This is a genomic window from Amycolatopsis thermophila, from assembly GCF_030814215.1.
Lineage (GTDB): Bacteria > Actinomycetota > Actinomycetes > Mycobacteriales > Pseudonocardiaceae > Amycolatopsis_E > Amycolatopsis_E thermophila.
This window is the reverse complement of sequence record NZ_JAUSUT010000001.1, coordinates 5,866,773-5,890,619: the sequence shown is the minus strand read 5'-3', so window position 1 is coordinate 5,890,619 and position 23,847 is coordinate 5,866,773. Positions and strand designations below refer to the sequence as shown.

23 protein-coding genes are annotated in these 23,847 nt (G+C 73.8%); 13 read left to right on the top strand and 10 right to left on the bottom strand.

Going from position 1 to position 23,847, the window contains the following annotated elements; all coding sequences use genetic code 11:
- The first annotated feature begins 24 nt into the window (after window positions 1-24).
- From FB470_RS28930 to FB470_RS28910, 5 genes are all read left to right on the top strand, one after another.
- Entirely contained in the window at window positions 25-1,095 is a 1,071-nt protein-coding gene (locus FB470_RS28930; protein ID WP_306996569.1) for an AAA family ATPase, read from the top strand.
- Window positions 1,095-2,051: a DUF58 domain-containing protein gene (locus tag FB470_RS28925; protein ID WP_306996568.1), complete on the top strand. Its 957-nt coding sequence runs from the start codon at window positions 1,095-1,097 to the stop codon at window positions 2,049-2,051. The genes FB470_RS28930 and FB470_RS28925 overlap by 1 nt, the downstream gene beginning before the upstream one ends.
- The gene (locus FB470_RS28920; RefSeq protein WP_306996567.1) at window positions 2,048-3,028 is read left to right on the top strand and encodes a VWA domain-containing protein; all 981 of its coding nucleotides are present in this window, start codon (window positions 2,048-2,050) and stop codon (window positions 3,026-3,028) included. The genes FB470_RS28925 and FB470_RS28920 overlap by 4 nt, the downstream gene beginning before the upstream one ends.
- Before the next feature lie 49 nt (window positions 3,029-3,077).
- Window positions 3,078-5,813, top strand: coding sequence for a transcriptional regulator (locus tag FB470_RS28915; RefSeq protein WP_306996566.1), 2,736 nt, complete (start codon window positions 3,078-3,080; stop codon window positions 5,811-5,813).
- Between the two features lie 63 nt (window positions 5,814-5,876).
- Window positions 5,877-6,278, top strand: coding sequence for a DUF2267 domain-containing protein (locus tag FB470_RS28910; RefSeq protein WP_306996565.1), 402 nt, complete (start codon window positions 5,877-5,879; stop codon window positions 6,276-6,278).
- Here FB470_RS28910 and FB470_RS28905 read toward each other — a convergent pair.
- A complete protein-coding gene (locus tag FB470_RS28905; RefSeq protein WP_306996564.1) occupies window positions 6,275-6,739 on the bottom strand; it encodes a tRNA (cytidine(34)-2'-O)-methyltransferase in 465 nt (154 codons plus the stop codon). The genes FB470_RS28910 and FB470_RS28905 overlap by 4 nt on opposite strands.
- 108 nt (window positions 6,740-6,847) lie before the next feature.
- On the opposite strand from FB470_RS28905, the gene FB470_RS28900 reads away from it, so the two are divergent.
- Complete coding sequence (locus FB470_RS28900) at window positions 6,848-8,443, top strand: alkaline phosphatase D family protein (protein ID WP_306996563.1); 1,596 nt, start codon at window positions 6,848-6,850, stop codon at window positions 8,441-8,443.
- Window positions 8,444-8,461: 18 nt separating this feature from the next.
- Here FB470_RS28900 and FB470_RS28895 read toward each other — a convergent pair whose 3' ends face one another.
- The 5 genes from FB470_RS28895 to FB470_RS28875 all read right to left on the bottom strand — a co-directional run bounded on the left by FB470_RS28895 (window position 8,462) and on the right by FB470_RS28875 (window position 13,285).
- Entirely contained in the window at window positions 8,462-8,878 is a 417-nt protein-coding gene (locus FB470_RS28895; RefSeq protein WP_306996562.1) for an acyl-CoA thioesterase, read from the bottom strand.
- A gap of 19 nt (window positions 8,879-8,897) precedes the next feature.
- Entirely contained in the window at window positions 8,898-9,842 is a 945-nt protein-coding gene (locus tag FB470_RS28890; RefSeq protein ID WP_306996561.1) for a TAXI family TRAP transporter solute-binding subunit, read from the bottom strand.
- Between the two features lie 76 nt (window positions 9,843-9,918).
- Window positions 9,919-11,307: a sensor histidine kinase gene (locus tag FB470_RS28885; protein ID WP_306996560.1), complete on the bottom strand. Its 1,389-nt coding sequence runs from the start codon at window positions 11,305-11,307 to the stop codon at window positions 9,919-9,921.
- A complete protein-coding gene (locus FB470_RS28880) occupies window positions 11,308-11,964 on the bottom strand; it encodes a response regulator transcription factor (protein ID WP_306996559.1) in 657 nt (218 codons plus the stop codon).
- 10 nt (window positions 11,965-11,974) lie between these two features.
- Window positions 11,975-13,285 (bottom strand): MFS transporter, encoded by a 1,311-nt coding sequence (locus FB470_RS28875; RefSeq protein ID WP_306996558.1) that lies wholly within the window; start codon window positions 13,283-13,285, stop codon window positions 11,975-11,977.
- A 363-nt stretch (window positions 13,286-13,648) separates the two neighbouring features.
- On the opposite strand from FB470_RS28875, the gene fabG reads away from it, so the two are divergent.
- The 3 genes from fabG to FB470_RS28860 all read left to right on the top strand — a co-directional run bounded on the left by fabG (window position 13,649) and on the right by FB470_RS28860 (window position 16,288).
- Window positions 13,649-14,353 carry a beta-ketoacyl-ACP reductase gene (gene fabG / locus FB470_RS28870; protein WP_306996557.1) on the top strand — a complete coding sequence of 235 codons (705 nt, stop codon included), beginning with the start codon at window positions 13,649-13,651 and terminating at the stop codon, window positions 14,351-14,353.
- A gap of 31 nt (window positions 14,354-14,384) precedes the next feature.
- Window positions 14,385-15,152, top strand: coding sequence for an enoyl-ACP reductase FabI (fabI, locus tag FB470_RS28865; RefSeq protein WP_306996556.1), 768 nt, complete (start codon window positions 14,385-14,387; stop codon window positions 15,150-15,152).
- Between the two features lie 98 nt (window positions 15,153-15,250).
- Complete coding sequence (locus tag FB470_RS28860) at window positions 15,251-16,288, top strand: ferrochelatase (RefSeq protein WP_306996555.1); 1,038 nt, start codon at window positions 15,251-15,253, stop codon at window positions 16,286-16,288.
- An 18-nt stretch (window positions 16,289-16,306) separates the two neighbouring features.
- Here the strand turns inward: FB470_RS28860 and FB470_RS28855 are convergent, their stop codons facing one another.
- On the bottom strand, window positions 16,307-16,630 hold the full coding sequence (locus FB470_RS28855; protein ID WP_306996554.1) for a hypothetical protein: 324 nt from the start codon (window positions 16,628-16,630) through the stop codon (window positions 16,307-16,309).
- Between the two features lie 156 nt (window positions 16,631-16,786).
- A complete protein-coding gene (locus FB470_RS28850; protein WP_306999523.1) occupies window positions 16,787-17,584 on the bottom strand; it encodes a hypothetical protein in 798 nt (265 codons plus the stop codon).
- Window positions 17,585-17,663: 79 nt separating this feature from the next.
- On the opposite strand from FB470_RS28850, the gene FB470_RS28845 reads away from it, so the two are divergent.
- Both FB470_RS28845 and FB470_RS28840 read left to right on the top strand, forming a co-directional pair.
- Entirely contained in the window at window positions 17,664-19,061 is a 1,398-nt protein-coding gene (locus tag FB470_RS28845) for an ATP-binding protein (protein ID WP_306996553.1), read from the top strand.
- Complete coding sequence (locus FB470_RS28840) at window positions 19,058-21,016, top strand: VWA domain-containing protein (RefSeq protein WP_306996552.1); 1,959 nt, start codon at window positions 19,058-19,060, stop codon at window positions 21,014-21,016. The genes FB470_RS28845 and FB470_RS28840 overlap by 4 nt, the downstream gene beginning before the upstream one ends.
- A 65-nt stretch (window positions 21,017-21,081) precedes the next feature.
- Here FB470_RS28840 and FB470_RS28835 read toward each other — a convergent pair whose 3' ends face one another.
- Entirely contained in the window at window positions 21,082-21,444 is a 363-nt protein-coding gene (locus FB470_RS28835) for a hypothetical protein (RefSeq protein WP_306996551.1), read from the bottom strand.
- 71 nt (window positions 21,445-21,515) lie between these two features.
- Between FB470_RS28835 and FB470_RS28830 the strand changes: the two genes are divergently transcribed.
- Window positions 21,516-22,091, top strand: coding sequence for a helix-turn-helix transcriptional regulator (locus FB470_RS28830; RefSeq protein WP_306996550.1), 576 nt, complete (start codon window positions 21,516-21,518; stop codon window positions 22,089-22,091).
- Window positions 22,084-22,506: a hypothetical protein gene (locus FB470_RS28825; protein ID WP_306996549.1), complete on the top strand. Its 423-nt coding sequence runs from the start codon at window positions 22,084-22,086 to the stop codon at window positions 22,504-22,506. Before FB470_RS28830 ends, FB470_RS28825 begins: the two co-directional genes overlap by 8 nt.
- On the opposite strand, the gene FB470_RS28820 is transcribed toward FB470_RS28825, so the two are convergent.
- Window positions 22,490-23,812, bottom strand: a complete 1,323-nt coding sequence (locus tag FB470_RS28820) for a cytochrome P450 (protein ID WP_306996548.1) — start codon at window positions 23,810-23,812, stop codon at window positions 22,490-22,492. The two genes, FB470_RS28825 and FB470_RS28820, sit on opposite strands and share 17 nt — an antisense overlap.
- Window positions 23,813-23,847: the final 35 nt, after the last annotated feature.

The following is a 23,847-nucleotide window of genomic DNA, read 5'->3' as shown; positions in this document are numbered from 1 at the left end:
GTCGACGCGAGCGAGGAGGGAATCGTGACCGAGCCCGGCTACCCGGAGGGCGCGAACGGGCAACAGCAGTCCGCGACCCCGGCGCGGGACGCCCAGCTGCTCGAGCGGACCGTGTTCGAGGTCAAGCGGGTGATCGTCGGGCAGGACCGGCTCGTCGAACGGCTCCTGGTGGGTCTGCTGGCCAAGGGTCACCTCCTCCTGGAAGGCGTGCCCGGCGTCGCCAAGACCCTCGCGGTCGAGACCCTCGCCCGCGTGGTCGGCGGTTCGTTCTCGCGCGTGCAGTTCACCCCCGACCTGGTGCCCGCCGACATCCTCGGCACGCGCATCTACCGGCAGGGCAGCGAGAAGTTCGACGTCGAGCTCGGCCCGGTGGTCGCGAACTTCGTCCTCGCCGACGAGATCAACCGCGCGCCCGCCAAGGTGCAGTCCGCGATGCTCGAGGTCATGGCCGAGCGGCACGTCTCGATCGGCGGCAAGACCTTCCCGATGCCCGACCCGTTCCTCGTGCTGGCCACCCAGAACCCGATCGAGAACGAGGGCGTCTACCCGCTGCCCGAGGCGCAGCGCGACCGGTTCCTGTTCAAGATCATCGTCGACTACCCCTCCGCGGAGGAGGAGCGCGAGATCATCTACCGGATGGGCGTCACGCCCCCGGAGCCGCACGAGGTCCTCAGCCCGGCCGAGCTGGTCCGGCTGCAGGAGGCCGCCTCGAAGGTGTTCGTGCACCACTCCCTGGTCGACTACGTCGTGCGCCTGGTCCTGGCCACCCGCACCCCGGCCGAGCACGGCCTCACCGACGTCGCCGGCTGGGTGTCCTACGGCGCCTCCCCGCGCGCCAGCCTCGGCACCATCGCCGCGGCCCGCGCCCTCGCGCTCGTCCGCGGCCGGGACTACGTGCTGCCCCAGGACGTCGTCGACGTGGTGCCGGACGTCCTGCGCCACCGGCTCGTGCTGTCCTACGACGCGTTGGCCGACGCCGTGCCGCTCGACCACATCATCACCCGCGTGCTGCAGACCGTGCCGCTGCCGCAGGTGTCCGCCCGGCCGCAGGGCGGCCCGGGCCAGCCGCTGCCGAACGGGACCCCGGGGCGGTAGTGGGCAAGTCGGGAAACACCGGCGAGAGCAGCGCCCGGCCCGCGTGGGCGCCGCCCGTCCTGCGCGGTGAGCGCCTCGACGCCGGCCTGCGCATGCTCGAGCTCGAAGTGCGGCGGCGGCTGGACGGCCTGCTGCAGGGCAACCACCTCGGCCTGGTGCCCGGCCCCGGTTCGGAGCCGGGGGAGGCGCGGCCCTACCAGCCGGGCGACGACGTGCGCCGCATGGACTGGGCGGTCACCGCGCGCACCACCGAGCCGCACATCCGGGAGACGGTCGCCGACCGCGAACTGGAGACCTGGGTGGCGGCGGACCTGTCCGCGAGCCTCGACTTCGGCACCGCCCTGTGCGAGAAACGCGACCTCGTCGTGTGCGCGGTCGCGGCCGTCGCGCACCTGACCGGCGGGGGCGGCAACCGGCTGGGCGCCGTGTTCTCCAACGGCGACGCGACCGAGCGCATCCCGGCCCGCGGCGGCCGGGCCCACGCCCGCAACCTGCTGCGCAAGATCGCCGAGATGCCGCGCGCCGCCGAGGGCACCCGCGGCGACCTCGTCGCGATGATCGAACAGCTGCGCCGCCCGCCGCGCCGGCGCGGGCTCGTCGTCGTGGTGTCGGACTTCCTCGGCGGCACCGAGTGGCAGCGCCCGCTGCGGGCGCTGTCCGCGCGGCACGACCTGATCGGCATCGAGGTGATCGACCCGCGCGACGTCGACCTGCCCGAGGTGGGCACGATCGTGCTGGCCGACCCGGAGACCGGCAAGCAACGCGAGGTGCGGGCCTCGGCGCTGCTGCGCCGCGAGTTCGCCGCCGCCGCGCAGGCGCACCGCGACCAGGTGGCGCGGGCCCTGCGCCAGGCGGGCGCGGCGCACCTGGTGCTGCGCACCGACTCCGACTGGATCGCCGACACCGTGCGGTTCGTGGTGGCCCGCAAGCGGCGGTGGAGCGGGGGTGCGGCGTGAGCCTGTCCGGATTCGCCGCGCCGTGGTGGTTCCTGCTGCTGTTCGTGGTCGCCGCGGTCGTGGTCGGCTACGTGCTGGCCCAGCGCGCCCGGCGGCGCCGCACCATGCGTTTTTCCAACCTGGAGCTGCTCGACCGCATCGCGCCCCGCTCGCAGGGGTGGCCGCGGCACGTGCCGGCGGCGCTGATCATCGTGTCGCTGCTGCTGCTCACCGTGGGCCTGGCCGGGCCGACCGCCGAGCAGAAGGTGCCGCGCAACCGCGCCACGGTGATGCTGGTGGTGGACGTGTCGCTGTCGATGGAGGCCACCGACGTCAAGCCGTCGCGGATCAAGGCGGCCCAGGAGGCGGCGACCCAGTTCGCGCAGGGCCTCACCCCGGGCATCAACCTGGGGCTGGTGTCCTTCGCCGGCACGGCGACGGTGCTGGTGGCGCCGACGACGCAGCGGCAGAGCGTGGTCACCGCGATCGACAACCTCAAGCTGGCCCAGTCCACCGCCACCGGTGAGGGCATCTTCGCGGCGCTGCAGTCGATCCAGGGGTTCTCGGCCGTCGTCGGCGGCGCGGAGGGCCCGCCGCCCGCGCGCATCGTGCTGATGAGCGACGGGAAGCAGACCGTGCCGGACGACCTGTACGCGCCGCGCGGGGCGTTCACCGCCGCGCAGGAGGCCCGTAACCAGCGGGTGCCGATCTCCACGATCTCCTTCGGCACCAGCCACGGCACGGTCGAGATCGACGGGCGCGAGGTGCCGGTGGACGTCGACGACGGTTCGCTGCAGGAGGTCGCGCGGCTGTCCGATGGGCAGTTCTACCAGGCGGGCTCGGCCGAGCAGCTCAAGGAGGTCTACGCCGACCTCGGCGAGCAGATCGGCTACGAGATGAAGGAGGCCGACGCCAGCCGCCCCTGGGTGCTGCTCGGCACCCTGGCCCTCGTCGCGGCCGCGGGCACGTCCCTGTTCGTGGGTCAGCGCCTGCCCTGATCCGGAAAACGCGCACGGCGCCGGGGGTGCGCCGATACAGTTCCCGATCATGACCGCCCTGCCGGAAACGTCCGTCCCCCCGGCGACCCGTGCCGCGCCCGACGACCTGGTCGAGGAGCTGCGCGGCCGTCTGCCCGCCCTGGTTGACCAGGCCCTGGCCGCCCCGGAGATCGCCGAGTCCGAACGCGGTGTCGCCGAGGCCGACCGGGAGCGGGTGCGGGCCGAGGTCCGGGCGCGGGCGCTGCGGGACGGCGAGGACATCCTGCGCGTCACCAACCCGCAGATCTCCGCGCTGCGCCTGGCTCGCCGGGTCCTCGCCGACCACGAACGGGCCGGCACCGCGCGGGCTTCGCGGCCGCCCTCGCCGCGGGACCGCACCGGTCACGCCCTGGTCGGCTTCGCCGCCTGGCTGGGGCTGATCTTCCCGCTCGCGTTCTGGCAGCTGGGCCAGACCCCGCTGGCGGGCCCGGCCGTGTTCTGGGTCTACGCGGCTGTCGTGGTGGTCGCGGGTGTCGCGCTGCGGTGGGCCTACCTCGCGGTGGCGCGGGCGGGGCAGCGGTTCACCGGGCAGCGGGCACTGGCCGGCGCCGGGTGGCCGGTGATGATCGCGGTGGCCGTGACCCTCCTGCTGCTGATCTGGCGCCTGGGTGGCAGCTCCCAGCTGGCGATGGGCAAGATCTGGTCGGCGGTGGTGTGGTGTGTGGCCGTGCTGGCCGCCGCGTTCGTGTTCCTGACGGTGTGGCTGATGACACTGGACGCGGGCAAGGACGAGGAGCCCGGGCGGCGCATCCCGCGGGCGGTCGCCCGGCGCACCCTGCTGGCCGTCGTGGTGGCGGGGGCGGCCGCCTACGTGTTGCTGTCGCGGCTGGTGCCGCTGCCGTGGGCGGACTGGCAGGTGTGGCTGCTCGCCGACGCGGTGACGCTGCTGGTCATGCTGGGTGCCGCGCCGCTGGTGCTCTCGCCCGGGCTGGTGCCGGCCCGGTGGTCGCCGGACCCGGACCGGCGCGGCAGCCCGAAGTGGACCGCGAACCGCCGCGCGCTCCGCTCGGGTGTCGAGGCCGCCGAGGCCCGCTGGCGGGACGCGGCGATGGCCGCGGTGCGCCCGGTCGTGACCCGGCACCTCAACGAGGCCGTGCACCCGGCGTTCACCACCACGCTGCCGGAGCGGCTCAACCGCGGCGGTCTGGGCCTGATGCGCGCCGGCGACCGGATGGTCGACACCGCCGCGTTCGCCCGCCTGCGCGCCCTGACCGGCGGGATCACCGGCGGCGCGATCGGTATCGCCGGCCCGCGCGGCGCGGGCAAGACCACGCTGCTGGAGGCCTACCAGGCCGGCCGGTTCCTCGGCCCCGGCCGCCAGCACATCGCGCTCCTGGAGAGCGTGCCGGTCCGCTACGACGCGCGCGACTTCGTCCTGCACCTCTTCGGCCGCACCTGCGCCGCGGTGATCGAGTTCTGCGACGACCGCGTCGGCGACCCGCCACCGCGCTGGACGGCGCGCCTGGCCCGCTTGCGGCCGTTCGTGCCGCTGATGGTCATCGTCGTGGTGTGGGTGGTGGTCGGTTTCGCGGGCGCGGCGGCGGCCGGGCAGCGCCGCGACTTCGGCGACTGGATGTCGGCGATGTGGTGGCCGATCGTGATCGTCCTGGCCGCGGGCAGCGTGCTGTACCTGAGCCGGCGGTGGCGGTTCGCGCCGGCGCCCGCACCCGCCGCGGCCCGCGCCCCGGAGGATCTCGCGCAGTTGCGGGACCTGGCGCGGGAGACGCTGGCGGGCATCGAGTTCCAGCAGAAGCACACGTCGGGCTGGTCGGGCAAGGTCGGGCTGCTCTTCGGCGCCGAAGCCGGGCTCACCGGGTCCCGGGAGCTGACCCGTCAGCCGCGCAGCTACCCGCAGATCGTGCACGACTTCGGCGAGTTCCTCCGCGCCACCATCGGCTGCGCCGAGCGGGTGCCGGGCATCGCGGTACCGTCCCTGGTGATCATCCTCGACGAGCTGGACAAGATCCTCTCCCCGGAGGAGGCGCAGGACTTCGTCAACGAGGTCAAGGCGCTGTTCACCCTCGACGTGCCCGGGTTCCTGTTCCTGGTGTCGGTTTCGGAGGACGCCCTGGCCGCGTTCGAACGGCGCGGGCTGCCGGTCCGCGACGCCTTCGACAGCGCCTTCGACATGATCTTCCGGCTGGAGTACCTGAGCCTGCCGGACGCGCAGGCGGTGCTCGGCGCCCGCGTGCTCGGGCTGCCCGAACCGTTCGTGTGCCTGTGCCACTGCCTGTCCGGCGGGCTGCCGCGCGAGCTGGTCCGCGTCGCGCGGCTGGTCACCGCCGCCCGCGGCACGCTCGGGGAGGTCACCCGCGAGCTGGTCGCCGGCGATCTGGCGGGCAAGGTCGCCGGGCTGCGCACCGTCGTCGCGCGCGAGGCCTACGACCACGTGCAGGCCAGTGAGCTGGTGCGGCACGTCGAGGCGCACGCGGTCGCCGACGCGCAGGTCCTGCTGCGCGCCGCGGGCAACCCGCCGATCGGCGACGCCGGGGGCCCGTTGTGGCGGATCCAGCTGGAGACCCTGGGATACCTGTACTACCTGGGCACGATTCGGGAGGTCTTCGGCGACGGCTTCACCCGGCGCGACCTGGACCGCGGCCGGGACGAGGCCGGTGACGCCTCGTTCGACACGCTGACCTCGGTGCGCCGGCTGTTCGCCGTGAACGCCCGGCTCGCCTGGCTGACGATCAGCGCGTTCCGGGAGGCGTGGGGGCTGCCCGCCGTGCCGCCGCCGGAAGCCGGGTGACGTGTCAGGTCCCCGGCGACCGGGTATGCGCCCCACGGGACGAACGAGTCACCGGGAGGTGTGATGAAGGAACACGAGATCGTCGCCGCCGTGCGCCGGACCGCGGGTCTGGAGGACGCCGAGCACGCCGCGGCCGCCACCCGGGCGACGCTGACCGTGCTGGGACAGCGGCTGGCCGGCGGTGAGCCGGGCGACCTCGCCGGGCAGCTGCCCGGCGGCATCCGGGAGGCACTGCCCTCGACCGGTGAAGGTGCCCGCTTCGGTGTCGAGGAGTTCTACCGCCGGGTGATGGACGAGGAAGGTCGCGGCTGCACCCAGGACGGTGCGCGCGAGCACGCCCGCGCAGTCGTCGCGGCGCTCAAGGCCGGCGTGAGCCAGGGCGAGTTCGACGACCTGGTCCAGCAGCTGCCCGCCGAGTACCGGGACGACCTGCTGTCCACGGCGCCGGTGACCGAGCACCGTTAGACGCCGTCGGTGAAGCCGTGCTGACGCCACGCCTCGAACACCGCCACGGCGGCGGTGTTGGCGAGGTTCAGGGAACGGACGCCGGGGCGCATCGGCACGCGCAGGCGGTCGGTGACCTCGGGGGCCTCCTGCACCGCCGCCGGCAGTCCCGTCGACTCGGGCCCGAACAGCAGCACGTCGCCCGGCTGGTACGCCACGTCGGTGTACCAGCGGGTGGCGGCGGCGCTGAAGGCGAAGACCCGCGCGGGCAGCAGAGCCTTCCACGCGCTGCCCAGGTCCGGGTGCACGTGGACGTCGGCGAGGTCGTGGTAGTCCAGGCCGGCGCGGCGCAGGTGCTTGTCCTCGAACCGGAACCCGAGCGGTTCGACGAGGTGCAGCTGGCACCCGGTGTTGGCCGCGAGCCGGATCGCGTTGCCCGTGTTCGGCGGTATTTCCGGTTGGTAGAAGAGAATCCGGAACATCGGTTTTGATCGTTTCCGTTCACGTGTGGTTCGCCCGTGCGGCTGCCGACGGCCACCTGCGGGGCCGAGCATCCTGGTGCTCCCTATCCCACCACAGGAGGACCTCGCATGGTCGTGCGCCCGAACAACCTGTCCCGCCGCCGGTTCCTCGGCTTCAGCGGGGCGGGAGCCGCGGCGGTGCTGCTGGGCACCGGCGCCTGGACCGCAGCCGGTGCCTACGCCGGCCCGGTGAAGGGGGCGAACCCCTTCACCCTCGGCATCGCCTCCGGTGACCCGGCGCCCGACGGCGTCGTGCTGTGGACCCGGCTCGCGCCCGACCCGTTCGCCGCCGACGGTGCCGGCGGTATGCCCGCCGTGCCGGTGCGCGTCGAGTACGAGGTCGCCCTGGACGAGCGGTTCCGCGCGGTGGTGCGCCGCGGCAGCGCGATCGCCACGCCCGAGCTGGGCCACTCGGTGCACCCGGAGATCTCCGGGCTGGCACCCGGCCACGAGTACTTCTACCGGTTCCGCGCCGGCGGCGAGATCTCGATGACCGGCCGGACCCGTACCGCGCCTGCGCGGTGGTCCTCGCCGCGGGAGCTGAACTTCGCGTTCGCCTCGTGCCAGGCCTGGCAGGACGGCTACTACACCGCCTACGAGCACATGGCCGCCGAGGACCTGGACTTCGTCGTGCACCTGGGCGACTACCTCTACGAGTCCGGCGTGGGCACCAACAAGCGCGGGGTCACCGTCGACGACAGGTTCACGACCGAGACCTTCGACCTGGCCCGCTACCGGCTGCAGTACGCGCTCTACAAGGCCGAGGCGCCGCTGCAGGCCGCGCACGCCCGCTTCCCGTGGATCCACACCATCGACGACCACGAGGTGGAGAACAACTGGGCCGGCGACATCTCGCAGGCCGACACCGAGCCCGACCAGGACCCGGCCGTGTTCCGCCAGCGCCGCGCGCAGGCGTTCCAGGCCAACTACGAGAACCTGCCCTACCGGCACACGCAGATGCCCTCCGGCCCGGACGTCCGGCTGCACCGGCGGCTGTCCTTCGGCACGCTCGCCGAGATCACCATGCTCGACACCCGCCAGTACCGCGACGACCAGCCGTGCGGCGACGGCAGCTCGGCGACCTGCACCGAGCGGCTCGACCCGGAACGCACCCTGCTCGGGCCCGCGCAGCGGGACTGGCTGATCGAGGGCTTCGCGGACTCGCGGGCGCGCTGGCAGGTGCTGGGCAACCAGGCGCCGATGGGCCAGACCGACCGCGACCCGGGCGGCCCGGTAAACGTGTTCCTCGACCCGTGGGACGGCTACGTGGCCGAGCGCAACAAGGTCCTCGCCGCGGCGCAGGACCGCGACGTGCGCAACCTCGTGGTGATCACCGGTGACCGGCACCAGAACTACGCGTGGGACCTCAAGCGCGACTACGCCGATCCGGCCTCGGCCACCGTCGGCAGCGAGTTCGTCGGCACCTCGATCACCAGCGGCGCCGACGGCGCGGACATGACCGCCGAGGGGCAGAACTTCCTCGCGGCCAACCCGCACCTGAAGTTCTTCAACTCGCAGCGCGGCTACGTGCGCGTCAACGTCGACCGGCAGCGCTGGCAGAGCGACTTCCGCGTGGTGCCGTACGTGACGAAGCCGGGCGCGCCGGTCAGCACCCGCGCCAGCTACGTCGTCGAGGACGGCCGTCCGGGCGTCCAGCCGGCGTGAGATCCGCGGAGGTGCGCGTCAGGTGTGGGCCAGCAGCTTGGCGCGCACGTCCTCCGGCGGGGCGGCCTTGGTGAGCTCGGCCGCGTCGACGAACACGTAGCGGTTGGTGCCCTCGGCGACGACGTCGTCGCCGCGGCGGACCGTGAACGCCAGGATCAGCGAGGTCGTGCCGAGGTGGTCGATCGCGACCTCGACGACCAGTTCGTCGTCGTACCGGCTGGGCGCCCGGAACTTCAGGTTCGACTCGGCCACCACGCAGTCCACGCCGCGGTCGCGCAGGTCGTCGTAGGAGCCGAAGAGCGCCTTGAAGAACTCGAACGACGCCATGTCGAAGTAGGCCAGGTAGTGGGCGTTGAAGACGATGCCCTGCGGATCGCACTCGTGGTAGCGGACGCGCAGCGGCATCGCCACCACCGGCGGGCGGACCTGGGTCACGGGCACGGCTCCTTCCAGCTCAGCCGTGCAGTGCGCGATACGTCTCCACGGCTCCGGGGTGCAGGGGAACGCTACCGGTTCCGATCAGCGACCGTACATCGAGGAACTGGGTCGCGACGGCCTGCGCGGGCACCAGCTGGGCGGCGCGCTGGACCAGCACGCGCGTGACCGCGGCGGCGACGTCGGAGGGCAGGTCCGGCCGGCAGACGAGGAGGCTGGCGACGCCGATGGTGCCGACCTCGGGGGAGCGGTACGCGCCGGCCGGCACCTGGACGGCCTCGTAGCCGAAGCCGTGCAGCGCCGGGAGGTAGGGGGCCAGCGGCAGCAGCCGGACGCCCACCTCCCTGTCCAGTGTGGACAGCACGGGGAGGGGAACGCCGCCGGAGACGAGCATGGCGTCGATGGTGCGGTTCTTCAGCGCCTCGCCCGCCTCGAGCATCGGCAGGTGGCGGACGGCCGGGCTGACCCCGGCGGCGGCGAGGAGCCGTTCCCCGAGCACGGCCGCGCCGGAGCGGGCGGCGCTGAGGGACACGGTGCGACCCGCGAGATCGGCGACGGAGGCGACGGGGGAGTCGGCCCGCACGGCGAGCTGCAAATAGTTCTCGTACACGCGGCCGAGAGCGGTCAGCCCGATGCGGCGGCCGAAGGGGGCCGTGCCGGTGACCGCGGCGGCCGCGATGTCGGCGAGGGCGAGGGCGAGGTCCGCGCTGCCCGCGGCGAGCATCTCCAGGTTGGCGACGCTGGCCTCGGTGGGGATCGCGACGGTGCGCAGGCGTGGGTAGGCGGCGCCGGTCTCCGCGGCGAGCAACTGCCCGAACGCGAGGTAGAACCCGGACTCCTCGCCCGTGGCGATCCGCAGGCGGCCGACGGGCCCGCCGGCCGACGGTGGCGCACCGGCGGTGAGAGCGGCGCCGGTCACCACGAGAGCCGCGCCGGCGCGGAGGATGCTGCGGCGGGTGGTCATGCCGGCTCGGGGGTCATGACGGCTCCAGGGGAGAGCGGTGTCCGGACGCCGGCCGCGAGGGACACGACAGCACTGCTCACCGCTGCACCTCCGCCGCCCGGGGGAGCAGCACTCGGACCAGCAGGCCCTGCGGGTCCGCCGCCTGCAGTGCGATCCGCCCGCCCCGTCCGGCCGCCAGGCGCTCGGCGATGGCCAGCCCCAGGCCGGTCCCGGGCAGCGAGCGGTGCCGCTCCGCGCGCCAGAACCGGGTCTGCGCCTGCGCCAGCTCCGCCGGCGACAGGCCCGGCCCGAAGTCCCGCACCGCCAGCTCGGCCCACGCCTGCGCAACCCCGCACGACACCGACACCTCCCCGCCCGGCGCGTACTTCAGCGCGTTGTCCAGCAGCACGTCCAGCATCTGTGCCACCTCCGCCGCGGTCGCGGCCACCCGCACGGCCGGGCCGGAGAACCGCAGCGTCACGCCGGCCCGCTCCGCCGCCGGCTGCCACAGGTGCACCTGCGCCTCCGCGACCGCGGCCGCGTCGCACCAGGCGCCGTCGCCGGACAACGACAGCTCACCGGCCCGGTGCTCGGCCGTCGCCAGGGTCAGCAGGTCGTCCAGCAGTCCTTCCAGGCGATCCAGCTCGCCCACCGCGCCCTCGTAGGTGCGCGAAGCCGACGCGGGCAGCGACGACCGCAGCGCGTCCACGCGCAACCGCAGTGCCGTCATCGGGTTGCGCATCTGGTGCGAGGTGTCCGCGACCAGCCGTCGCTGCTGGTCCAGCGCCGCCGTCACCGCGTCCGACATCCGGTTGAACCCCGCGGTCAGCTGCCGCAGCTCGGGCGGTCCCGCCAGGTCGGCGTGCACCGGGCGCAACCCCGCGGTCAGCCGCCCGACGGCCCGGTCCAGCCGGCGCATCGGCCCCAGTACCCAGCGCGTCGCCCCGAGCGCGAGCCCCGCCCCGGCCAGCGTCACCAGCGCCGCCCCGGCCAGCACCGCGAACCAGCTGCGCCGCACGTCCTCGGCGGCCGCCGTCACCGACGCCCGCAGCACCACCGCGCCGGACACCTTCGTTCCCGTCCCCGCCGGGCGGGCCAGCAGAACCGGGGCCCGCGACCACGGCCGCACCGTCGCCGCCGGCTGGCTCGGCTGGTTGCGCAGCGCGGCGTCGACCAGCGCGCCGATCGCCGGGTCCGCCGCGCTCAGCCCGCCCGTCTCGGCCACCGGTGTTCGCCGCGCGGTGACCACCACGATCCCCTCGCCGTACAGCTCGGTGTACCGGCTCACCTCGGCCCGCAGCACCGACGGATCACCCGCCGCCACCGCCTGGTCGGCCAGCGCCGCGAACCGGTCGAGATCCGCGGTGCGGGCCAGCAGCAGTTGCTGCGTGCGCTCGGTCGCGGTCACGGTGAGCAGCGGCAGCGCGAAGCCCGCGGTGGCGAGCACGACGAAGGCCAGCAGCACGGCCAGGACGCGGGTGCGCACCTACGCGCCCAGCCGGTAGCCGAACCCGCGGATCGTGGTCAGCAGCTCCGGCCGCCGCAGCTTCGCGCGCAGCTGCGTCAGGTGCACGTCCAGCGACCGCGACACCGCCACGTACGCGTCGCCCCACACCTCGTCCATCAGCTGCTGCCGGCTCACCGCCGTGCCCGCCCGGCGGGCCAGCGCGGCCAGCACCGCGAACTCCTTCGCGGTCAGCTCGACCTCCGCGCCGCCCACCACGACCCGCCGCGCATCCAGGTCCACCTCGATGTCGCCGACCACCACCACCCGGGGTTCCGGCCGGGCCGCGGCGGACCGGCGGGTCACCGCCTCGATGCGGGCCAGCAGCTCGCTCAGCCGCACAGGTTTGACGAGGTAGTCGTCGGCGCCCAGCCGCAGCCCGCGCACCACCGACCGTTCGTCGCCGCGCGCGGTCAGGACGATCACCGGCAGCGCGGTCACCGCACGCAGCTTCCGCAGCACCTCCAGCCCGTCCAGGTCGGGCAGGCCGAGGTCGAGCAGGGCCAGATCCGCGTCGCGGTGCGCCAGCAGGGCGTCCGCACCGCGCCGCACCCGCACGGGCCGGTGGCCGTGCGCGCCGAGGGAGTCGACGAGGGCGCCGGCGACACCGTCGTCGTCCTCCACCAGCAGCACGCGCACGGCCCTCACTCTAGGAGGCGTCGATCGCCGAATCCTTGCCGGTGTCGCGCATCCGCGCGTAGATGATCAGCGACAGGAACACGACCACCGTGACGTACCAGAAGAACAGCGACTCGTGCCCGGCCTGCTTGCACCACAGCGCGATGTACTCGGCGGTGCCGCCGAACACCGCGACCGCCACCGAGTACGGCAGCCCGACGCCCAGCGCGCGGATGTTGGTCGGGAACAGCTCGGCCTTCACCACCGCGCTGATCGACGTGTAGAGCGCGCTGACCGCCAGCGGCACCACCATCAGCACGAACGCGAACACCGGGTTGCGGGTGTGCGCCAGCAGCGTCAGCGACGGCACGGTCACCAGGGTGCCCAGCACGCCGAACCCGATCAGCAGCGGACGGCGGCCCACCCGGTCGGACAGCGCGCCGAAGAGCGGCTGCAGCAGCACGAACACCACCAGCGCGAGGAAGTTGATCCACGCCGCGTTCGGCTTGCTGATGCCGCTGGTGTTGACCATGAACTTCTGCAGGTAGGTGGTGTAGGTGTAGAAGAACAGCGTGCCGCCCATGGTCAGGCCGACCACGAGGGCGACCTCCTTCGGGTGCTTCGCCAGCGCCTTCAGCGTGCCGTGCGCGGCGTGGTCGCGGTCGGCCTTCGCGGCCTCGAAGTCGGCCGACTCGTCCATCCCGCGCCGCAGCCAGAACACGATCACCGCGCCGATCGCGCCGATGCCGAACGCGATCCGCCAGCCCCAGCTGTGCAACTGCTCGGTGGTCAGCACCTGCTGGAGCAGGATCTGCACCGCGAGCGCGACCAGCTGGCCCGCGATCAGGGTGACGTACTGGTAGCTGGAGTAGTAGCCGCGCTTGCCGCGCGTGGCGACCTCCGACATGTAGGTCGCCGAGGTCGAGTACTCCCCGCCGACCGAGATGCCCTGCAGCAGCCGCGCCAGCACCAGCAGCAGCGGCGCGGCGATCCCGATCGTGCCGTAGCCGGGGGTGAGCGCGATCAGCAGCGACCCGGCCGCCATGAGGCTCACCGACAGGGTCAGCGCCGCGCGGCGGCCGAACCGGTCGGCGTAGCGGCCGAGCAGCCAGCCGCCCAGCGGCCGCATCAGGAACCCGACGGCGAACACGCCCGCGGTGTTGAGCAGCTGCGCGGTCGAGTCGCCCTTGGGGAAGAAGGTGGCGGCGAAGTACACGCTGAACGCGGTGTAGGCGTACCAGTCGTACCACTCGATCAGGTTGCCGACCGAGCCGCGCAGGATGTTGCTCACCACGCGGCGCCCCGCGCGCCGCTGTCCGCCGGTGTCGATCCGTGTCGTCATCCGAAACTCCCTTGTCCGTGACCGCCGACCACGTTCGGGCGCGCGGCCGGTCCCGGACAAGAGCCGAGGCCGAGAGCTAACAATCCCTTAAGCCGAAGGCCTCGTGAGCGGGCTCGCCGGGCGCTGCCGGACAACACGCCGGAGCCCACCGCGCGGTCATCGCGCACCGCACGGGCAGGCGACGGCGGCGAGAACCCGCCGGTGGCCCGCGAACCCCCCGGCCCGCCGATCCTCGAGCCGGACGTGCTCGTGACCGGGCTCACCGGGTTACTTCGAGGTAGCGGCCGGGCGGTGCTGCCCGGCCGGTGCGCCGCCGGATAACCTCACCGGGCAACTGCGAGCAATCACGACGAGGAGTGTCACGTGGGACGGTCCGTACTGGTCACCGGCGGCAACCGCGGCATCGGCCTGGCCATCGCCCGGGACCTCGCCGAGCACGGGCACCAGGTGGCGGTCACGCACCGCGGGTCCGGGGCGCCGGAGGGACTGTTCGGCGTGCAGGCCGACGTCACCGACAGCGAGCAGATCGACGCCGCGTTCAAGCAGGTCGAGGAGCACCAGGGCCCGGTCGAGGTGGTGGTCTCCAACGCCGGCATCACCGACGACACGCTCCTGATGCGGATGAGCGAGGACCAGTTCACCCGGGTCGTGGACGCCAACCTCACCGGCGCCTACCGCGTCGCCAAGCGCGCCTCCCGCGGCATGCTGCGCGGCAAGTGGGGCCGGTTCATCTTCATCTCGTCGGTCGTCGGGCTCTCCGGCGGGGCGGGGCAGGTCAACTATGCGGCGAGCAAGGCCGGGCTGGTCGGCATGGCGCGCTCGCTGACGCGCGAACTGGGGTCGCGCAACATCACGGCCAACGTCGTCGCACCCGGGTTCATCGTCACCGACATGACCAACGCCCTCACCGAGGACCAGCGCAACGCGGCGCTGTCCCAGATCCCGGCCGGGCGCTACGGCGAGACCGCGGACATCGCCGCCGCGGTGCGTTTCCTGGCCTCCGACGACGCGGGCTACATCAACGGCGCCGTGCTGCCGGTCGACGGCGGCCTCGGCATGGGTCACTGAGTTTCTCCCAACAGACACCGAAAGGACAGGCGTGGCCGGACTTCTGGAAGGTAAGCGACTGCTCATCACCGGCGTGATCACCGACGCGTCGATGGCGTTCCACGCCGCGAAGGTCGCCCAGGAACAGGGCGCGAAGGTCGTGCTCACCGGTTTCGGCCGGCTCTCGCTGGTCGAGCGCATCGCCAAGCGCCTGCCGCAGGAGGCGCCGGTGATCGAGCTGGACGTGCAGAACTCCGAGCACCTGGACACGCTCGCCGACCGGGTGCGCGAACACGTCGACGGGCTCGACGGCGTGCTGCACTCGATCGGTTTCGCGCCGCAGTCCTGCCTGGGCGCGCCGTTCCTGGACGCCCCCAAGGAGGACGTCTCGGTCGCGGTCGAGGTCTCGGCCTACTCGTTCATGTCGCTGGCCAAGGCCACGCTGCCGCTGCTCTCTCCCGGCGCGTCGGTGGTGGGCATGGATTTCGACGCGCGCGTGGCGTGGCCGGCCTACAACTGGATGGGCGTGGCGAAGGCGGCGCTGGAGTCGGTCAACCGGTACCTGGCGCGTGAGCTGGGCCCGCGGGGCATCCGCGTCAACCTCGTGGCCGCGGGCCCGGTCAAGACCATGGCCGCCAAGTCCATCCCGGGCTTCGGTGAGCTGGAGGGCGGCTGGGGCGACCGCGCGCCGCTGGGCTGGGACGCCGAGGACCCGACGCCGGTCGCCAAGAGCGTGTGCGCCCTGCTGTCGGACTGGCTGCCCGCCACCACCGGTTCCATGATCATGGTCGACGGCGGGGTGCACGCCCTCGGACTGTGACTGCCACGCGAAGCGTGTCCGTTGAGGGGGGTGGCGGGCCGGCGGGTGGGAGTGACCCGGCCAGGCGTGGGGACGGCCACAACGGCAGAATCACCGCCGTGGGTTACGACGCGCTGCTGTGGCTGTCCTTCGGCGGTCCGGAGGGACCGGACGACGTCATGCCGTTCCTGGAGAACGTGACGCGGGGGCGGGGGGTGCCGCGCGAGCGCCTGCTCGAGGTGGCCGAGCACTACCAGCACTTCGGCGGCGTGTCGCCGATCAACCGGCTCAACCGCGAGGCGATCGCCGCGGTGGAGAAGGAACTGGCCGCGCAGGGCATCGACCTGCCGGTGTACTTCGGCAACCGCAACTGGGAGCCGATGGTCGAGGACACCGTCGGCCGCATGGCGGCCGACGGGGTGCGCCGCGCGCTGGTGTTCCCCACCAGCGCCTACGGTGGCTACTCGGCCTGCCGCCAGTACGACGAGGACATCGAGCGGGCCCGCGCCGCGGTCGGCGAGGGCGCGCCGGAACTGGTGAAGCTGCGCCACTTCTTCGACCACCCGCTGTTCGTCGGCGCGTTCGCCGACGCGCTGCGGGCCGGTCTGGACAAGGTTCCCGGTGCGCGGGTCGTGTTCACCGCGCACTCGGTGCCGGAGAGCGCGGACCAGGCCGCCGGCCCGCCCGAGGAGGGCGGCCGCCGCTACTCCCGGCAGATCCACGAGGCCGCCCGCCTGGTCGCCGAACAGGCCGGGGTGGCGGAGTACGACGTCGTGTGGCAGTCGCGGTCGGGCCCGCCGCAGGTGCCGTGGCTGGAGCCGGACATCGTCGACCACCTCGACGCGCTGCACGCGCGCGGGGTCGAGGGGGTCGTGGTGTGCCCGGTCGGGTTCGTCTCCGACCACCTCGAGGTCATCTGGGACCTGGACAACGAGGCGGCCGACCGCGCCGCCGAGCACGGCATGGGGTTCGCCCGCGCCGCCACCCCGAACGGCGACCCGCGGTTCGCCGAGCTGGTGGTGGAGCTGGTGCGCGAGCACCTGACCGGTGCACCGGTGCGCAAGCTGTCGGAGTTCACCGCCGGCGGCTGCACGGTGAACGGCGCGCCGTGCGCGATCGGCTGCTGCGAGCCGGCGAAGCGGCCCTCCCGCGCCTGACCCCGGGCGGCGTGCGGGTCAGTCGGCGATCGCGGTCGCCTCGTCGAGGACCTCGCGCGCGCGGTCGAGCGCGACGTGCCAGCCGTCCGGCTCGGGCCGGTCGAAGACGTACTCCAGGTCGACCTCGCCGAAGGTGTGCCGCAGGTAGCGCTCGTCCCAGTGCGAGGGCTGCCAGTACGCCTCGATGCGGGTCACCTGGCCGGCCTCGATGCCGTGCTCGGCCGAGACGCGTTCCCAGGCCTGCCGGAAGGCGTCGACGGCCTGCGCGGGCGAGGACTCCACGAAGATCCCCGCGGCGGTGCCGAACGAGATCAGGTTGCGGGCCGGGTCCAGGTAGTCCACGAAGCTCCCCCGTGAGATCAGGAAACGACGCGGGAGATCAAACCACGGAACGGGCCGGCCCGCCGCTTCGGGACGCGGCCTCCGGCGACCCGGCCGTGGCGACGAACAGCACGCCCCGGCCGCGGCTCCGGACCTCACCGGTGATCGAGCCGCCGTTCAGGGCTGCCGGTCGGCCTGCTCGGTGAGCTGCCGGACCGCCTCGTTGACCGCGGCGTAGCGGGCGGTGCGGACGGCGGTGTTCAGCGGCCGCAGGGCGTCGGCGCGGCGGGTGGCCGCCGACGACGACAGGGCACCGCCCGGGTCGTCGATCTCGGCGATCGCGAGGATCGCGCCCACCTCGTCGGCGCGCTGCAGCACCCGCAGCGCGCGGCCGGGCGTCCCGGCCGGCCAGTGCAGGTTCGGCCGCGCCCGCAGCTTCGCCGCCAGCTCGGCCCGCACCCCCGGCCGGTCCCGTGCCACGTCCAGCGCCTGCAGCGCGCCCGCCGAGTCGCGGATCGCGTCGGTCAGTCCGTGCTCGGCCTCGCTCAGGCCCACGTGGTCGGGCCCCGTGGCCACCGGGATCTTGTGCACGGACCACCGCACGAGCCCCTCGGCGATGGGCACCGGTACCAGCCCGAACCCGAGATCGGGCAGCAGCACGGCCTCACCGGCCTTCATCGCGGCCTCGGTGAACGAGCCGCCCCCGCCCAGGCCCCGCGCGTCACCGGGCGCGGGCAGCACGAGCCGGGCCGGCCCGGCGCCGTGGGCGCGCAGCGCGGCGAGCAGCTGGACCGGCGTGGCGGGGAAGTCCCCGGCGAGCGGGAGGTCCAGCGACACCGCGGTTTCGGCGTCGGCCGCCACCACCTCGTGCGCCTCGCCCCAGGCCAGCAGGGCGTCGAGGACGTCGTCGGACGCGGCGGTACCGGACAGCCACGCCGAGGCCCACACGGTGAGGGTCGCACTGGGACAGCACACGGCGAACCAGAATACGGCACGTGGCCGCTGGAGCTGCTCCACGTCGACGGCACCGCCAGACGTGCGTAGCGTCGTAGTCGTGACACCCGCACCCGAGAACCTCCCGCGCACCGCGGGGGAGCTGCGCGCCGCCGGGTACCTGCCGCGCAGCATCAAGACGGAGATCCACGACAACCTCCTCGCCGCGCTGCGCGAGGGCCGCAACCCGTGGCCGGGGATCGTCGGGTTCGGCCGGACCGTGCTGCCCCAGTTCGAACGCGCCCTGCTGGCCGGCCACGACGTCGTGCTGCTCGGCGAGCGCGGCCAGGGCAAGACGCGCCTGCTGCGCACCCTGGCCGGGCTGCTCGACGAGTGGACCCCGGTGATCGAGGGGTCCGAGCTGGCCGAGCACCCGCTGGAGCCGATCACCCCGGCCTCGCGCCGCCGCGCCGCCGAACTCGGCGACGAGCTGCCCGTGACCTGGCTGCACCGCGACCAGCGCTACACGGAGAAGCTGGCCACTCCGGACACCTCCGTCGGCGACCTCATCGGTGACGTCGACCCGGTGAAGGTCGCCGAGGGCCGCAGCCTGGGCGACCCGGAGACCATCCACTTCGGACTCGTGCCGCGCGCGCACCGCGGCATCGTGGCCATCAACGAGCTGCCCGACCTCGCCGAGCGCATCCAGGTCGCGCTGCTCAACGTGATGGAGGAGCGCGACATCCAGATCCGCGGGTACACCCTGCGGCTGCCGCTGGACGTGCTGCTCGTCGCCACCGCCAACCCCGAGGACTACACGAACCGCGGCCGGATCATCACCCCGCTCAAGGACCGGTTCGGCGCGGAGATCCGGACGCACTACCCGCTGACCGTGGCGGCCGAGGTCGACGTGGTCCGCCAGGAGGCGCACCTGGTCGCCGAGGTCGGCGAGCCGCTGCTGGAGGTGCTGGCGCGGTTCGTGCGCAACCTGCGCGAGTCCACCGTGGTCGACCAGCGTTCCGGCGTGTCGGCCCGGTTCGCCGTCGCGGCGGCGGAAACCGTTGCGGCGGCGGCGTTGCGGCGGGCCGCCCTCACCGGCGAGCACCCCGCGGTGGCCCGGCCGGTCGACCTGGAGGCCGTGCCCGCCGTGCTGCGCGGCAAGATCGAGTTCGAGCCGGGCGAGGAGGGCCGCGAGACCGAGCACCTGGTGCACCTGCTGCGCCGCGCGGTCGCCGAAACCGCACGGGAACGCTTCGGCGGGCTCAACCTGCGCCCGCTGGTCGAGGCCGTCTCGAACGGGCACCTGGTCGCCACCGGTGAGCGCGTGCCGGGTGCCGACCTGCTGGCCGCGCTGCCCGAACTGCCGGTGCTGCACGAGGTCGCCCAGCGGGCCGGGGCGTCCGCCACGGACGAGCCCGGCCGCATCGCGGCGGCCGTCGAGCTGGCACTGGAGTCGCTCTACCTGGCCCGGCAGCTGGCCAAGGACTCCGACGACGCGACCACGGTGTACGGGCCGTGACCACCGCACCCGACGGCTGGTCCTACGGCCCCTGGCACGAGGGCCCGGACCCGCTCGCACCCCCGATCGACCTGCGTGAGGCGCTGGACGAGATCGGCCGCGAGGTGATGGACGGGGCCTCGCCGCGGTCGGCGCTGGAGGAGCTGCTGCGCCGCGGCACGCCGAACACCCGTGGCCTGGACGAGATGACGCGGCGCGTGTGGCAGCGCCGGGCGGAGATCCAGCGGCGGCACCGGCTCGACGGCACCCTCCAGGAGGTGCGGCGCCTGCTCGACGAGGCGCTCGACGCCGAGCGGCGGGCACTGTTCCCGGACCCCTCCGACGACGCCCGGTTCGCCGAGGCGCAGCTCGACGCCCTGCCGCCGGGCACGGCCGCCGCGGTGCGGGAGCTGTCCGAGTACCCGTGGCGGTCCGAGGAGGGCCGCGAGAAGTACGACCAGATCCGCGACCTGCTCGGCCGCGAGATGCTCGACGCCCGGTTCGAGGGCATGAAGGAGGCGTTGCAGAGCACCAGCCCGGAGGACGTCGAACGCGTTCACCAGATGCTGTCCGACCTCAACGCGCTGCTCGACGCCCACGCCCGCGGCGTGGACGACATCGACGAGCGGTTCGCGGAGTTCATGCGCCGCCACGGCGAGTTCTTCCCGGAGAACCCGCGGAACGTGGACGAGCTGATCGACGCGCTCGCGGCGCGGGCCGCCGCGGCCCAGCGGATGCTCAACTCGATGTCGGCCGAGCAGCGGGCGGAACTGGCCGAGCTGGCGCAGCAGGCGTTCGGCGACCCGCGCATCGGGCAGCAGCTGGCCGGCCTGGATGCCCGGCTGCAGGCGATGCGGCCGGGGGAGGACTGGACGTCCTCGGCGCGGTTCCGCGGGCAGGACCCGCTGGGGCTGGGCGAAGGCGCGCAGGCGATGCAGGACCTGGCCGAGCTGGACGCGCTCGCCGAGCAGCTGGCCCAGTCCTATCCGGGCGCGCGGCTGGAGGACATCGACCTCGAGACGCTGGAGCGCCAGCTCGGGCCGGACGCCGGGGTCGACGCGCGGCGGCTGTCCGAACTGGAGCGTGAACTGCGGTCGCAGGGTCTGTTCGAACGCGCGCCCGACGGTTCCCTGCGGTTGACCCCGAAGGCGTTGCGGCGCCTGGGGGAGACCGCGTTGTCGGACATCGTGCACTCGCTGCGCGGCAAGACCGGCGAGCGGCAGACCGAATCCGCGGGCGCGGCGGGGGAGCCGACCGGGGCGAGCCGGCCCTGGCAGTTCGGCGACCGGGAACCGTGGGAGGTCTCCCGCACCGTGCGCAACGCGGTGCTGCGGACGGCCTCGGCCGGCGGCGGGCCGGTGCGGCTGGACGTGTCCGATGTGGAGGTCGTGGAGACCGAGCTGCGGTCACGCGCCGCGGTGGCGCTGTGCGTGGACACGTCGTGGTCGATGGTGTCCGAGGGGCGCTGGCTGCCGATGAAGCGCACCGCGCTGGCGCTGCACCAGCTGATCTCCACCCGGTTCCGCAACGACGCGCTGCAGCTCATCACCTTCGGCCGCTACGCGACGTCGGTCGAGCTGCCGGAGCTGGTCGGCCTGGAGGGCGTGTGGGAGCAGGGCACCAACGCCCACCACGCGCTGCTGCTGGCCGGACGGCACCTGCGGCGGCACCCCAACGCGCAGCCGGTGGTGCTGATGGTCACCGACGGCGAGCCGACCGCGCACCTGGAGCCGGACGGCACGGCGGAGTTCGACTACCCGCCCCAGCCGCGCACGCTGGTCAAAACCCTGTCCGAAGTGGACCGGCTGGCGAAGATGGGGGCATCGGTGTCGGTGTTCCGGCTCGGTGACGACCCGCGGCTGGCCGTGTTCGTGGACCTCATCGCGCGACGGTCCGGCGGACGGGTCGTGGCGCCCGAGGTGGACGGCCTGGGCGCCGCGGTGATCAGCGACTACCTGCGCACGCGACGGCGTTAGCCCAGGCCCGGCCGCGGCGGGTGGCACCTCCGGTGCGCAGCGACGACCACCTGCGCGCGACGGCGTCAGCGGATCCCGATCCGCATGCCGGGGCGGCGCCGGTGCACGGTCAGGTAGGACAGGCCCTCGGGCCCCGCGTCGATCGCGCGGGCCTGGCCGTGCGCCAGCCACGCCAGTGAGCCGGGGCCGAGTTCGAGCGGTCCGTCGCCGGTGGTCAGGGTGCCGGTGCCGGCCACGACCACCAGCAGGACGTCCAGGTCGGGCTCGGCGTGGGTGTCGATCCGCTCGCCGGCGGGCAGGCGGACGAGGTTCGCGTCGAGCTGCCGGCCGTCCTCGCGCAGCCGCCACAGGATGCCGTCCGCGCCGTTCGCGGTGGCCAGTTCGCGCAGGTTCGCCGGGACGGCCTCGCTCGGGGTGTGGTCGTGCACTCGTCCCCCTGTTAGTACGAGAAATTCTCGGATAAATTCGGGGCCAGCATAACCGCAGGGGAGGCCGCGAGATGACACAGCGCCGCGAGCAGGTGCTGCGGGCGGTCCGTGAGGCGGGACCGGTGGGTGTCGCGGAGCTGGCCCGGCAGGTGGGGCTGCACCCGAACAGCGTCCGGTTCCACCTCGACCAGCTGGTCGCCGACGAGCTGGTCGAGCGGGTCCCCGGGCGGGCGTCCGGCCCGGGACGGCCCCCCGCGGAGTACCGGGTGCCACCGGGCACGGCCCGCGGCCGCGACCGGCGCTACGAGGCGCTGGCCGAGGTGCTGCTGGGCGGCCCCGGTGATCCGGCCGCGGCGGGCGTCGCGTGGGGCCGCCGGCTGGCCGACCGTCCCGGAACGGCCGGGGAGGTGGTGGGCCTGCTCGACGAGCTGGGCTTCGCGCCGGAGCCGGCCGCGGAACCGCACCGGATCCGGTTGCGGCACTGCCCGTTCCTGGAGCTGGCGGCCCGCCACCGGGACGCGGTGTGCTCGGTGCACCGGGGGATGGTGAGCGGGGCGCTGGAGGGCGGGCCGCTGCGGGCCCGTGCGCTGCTGCCCTTCGCCGAACCCGACGCGTGCGTGGTCGAACTGGAGGATGTGCGTGACTGAGCTCGCCGGTGGCCTCACCTGCCTGTGGCTGGGCATGGTGCTCGCGATCTCGTTCCTGGAGGCGCCGCTGAAGTTCCGGGCGCCGGGCGTGACGGTGCCGATCGGCCTCGGCATCGGGCGGCTGGTGTTCCGGGCGCTCAACCGGGCCGAGGTGGTGCTGGCGGTGCTGGTCGCGGCCGGGATCGCGGTGTCGCCGGTGCGCTGGCCGGTGTACCTGGCCGGCGGTGCCGCCGCGGTCGTGCTCCTCGCGCAGCTCGTCGCGGTCCGGCCGCCGTTGAACCGGCGCTCGGACCGCGTCCTGGCGGGGGAGACGGTGCCGCGGTCACGGGCGCACCTGGCCTACATCGTGCTCGAGGCGGTGAAGGTGCTCGCGCTGGTCGCGATGGCCGCCCTGCTCCTCACGCCCGCGGGATGACCGCGATCCGCGCCCCGCGGGCGGGGACCATCGTGATGTGGCGCGGCTTCGCGCGCTCGCCGCGGGCGCGGTCCGCCTCCAGCGCGAACCGGGTCAGCACGGCGCGCAGCACGATCGTCGCCTCGAGCAGGGAAAAGCCAGCGCCCAGGCAGCGCCGCACACCGCCGCCGAAGGGGAACCAGGTTCCGGCGGCCGGGCCGCCGTCGAGGAACCGCTCGGGCCGGAACGCCGCCGGCGACTCGTGGTGCCGCGCGTCGCCCTGGACGAGGGCGATCGAGGGCATCACGGTGTGGCCCGCCGGGATGCGGTAGCCGCCGATCTCGACGTCCTTCGTCAGCCGCCGGGCGACCTCCGAGATCACCGGGTGCTGCCGCATCGCCTCCTTGGCGACCGCCTCCAGGTACTTCTCGTCGCCGGAGTCGGCGGCTTCGATCGCCCGCCGCTGCCGCGCCGGGTCCCGTGCCAGCTCGTGGAACGACCAGGCCAGTGCCGTCGCGGTGGTCTCGTGCCCGGCCAGCAGCAGGGTGATCAGCTGGTCCCGCAGCTCCGCGTCGGAGAGCCGGTCGTCGTGCGCCGGCACCGTGAGCAGGCGGGACAGCACGTCGCCGCGGCCGTCCAGGTCACCGGCCTTGCGGCGGTCGGCGATCTCGGCGTAGAGCAGCTCGTCCACCCGGTCCTGCGCCAGGCTGTACCGCCGCCACGGGCCGATCCGGCGGAGCTTGGTGTTGTGCCAACCGAACAGCTCGAGGATCCCGATGTCGACGATGCGGGTGAGCAGCGCGCGCAGCTCGTCCAGCCGCGGGCCCTCGGCGACGCCGAACACCACCCGCAGGATGATCTCCAGCGTGAGCGCCTGCATCCGCTCGTGCGACGGGAACACCCGGCCGGGCCGCCACCGGGCGACCTCGGCCTCGGCCAGCGTGGTGATCATGTCCCGGTAGCCGCGCAGCGCCGCGCCGTGGAACGCCGGCATCAGCAGCTTGCGGGCCCGCAGGTGCACGTCCTCGTCGGTGAGCAGCACCGAGTGCTCGCCCATCAGCGGCTTGAGGATCACGTTGCCCTCACCGGCGTGGAAGACCTCCGCCGGGCCGCTGAACACCTCCCTGATGTGGTCGAGGTTCGCCAGCTGCACCACGCGGCGTTCCGGGTAGAGGTCGAGGCTGATCACGTCGCCGTAGCGGCGCCGCAACAACGGCATCAGCACGTGCCGGAAGTTGCCGAACAGCACCGTCTGCACACCCGCGGGCAGCCGCGGGCCGGGCGGGAGCGGGAGGGTGGACGTGCGGGACGGGGCTTCGACGCTCATCGCGACCTCCTCGACGTGACCGGCCTGTCATTTAT